The 236-nt window shown below is 68.6% G+C and carries 1 pseudogene; it reads left to right on the top strand.

Going from position 1 to position 236, the window contains the following annotated elements:
* A pseudogene (locus J0695_RS39120) lies at window positions 1-236 on the top strand (phosphoglycerate dehydrogenase); the annotation flags it as partial.

Here is a 236-nt window from a genome sequence, read left to right as displayed (position 1 = left end):
GAGGTCGCGGCCCGCCTCGACGTCGAGGTGTACGGGGAGATCACCCAGCACGACGTCAAGGTGCTCGAACTCTCCGCGCTCAAGGGTGTGTTCGAGGACGTCGTCGACGAGACGGTCTCCTACGTCAACGCCCCGCTCTTCGCCCAGGAGCGCGGTGTCGAGGTCCGCCTGACGACCAGCTCGGAGTCCCCGGACCACCGCAACGTCGTCACCGTCCGCGGCACGCTCTCCAGCGG

The organism is Streptomyces beijiangensis (assembly GCF_017315755.1).
Classification (GTDB): domain Bacteria; phylum Actinomycetota; class Actinomycetes; order Streptomycetales; family Streptomycetaceae; genus Streptomyces; species Streptomyces beijiangensis.
The sequence above is the reverse complement of the archived record's forward strand: the minus strand, read 5'-3'. Positions and strand labels throughout refer to the sequence as shown.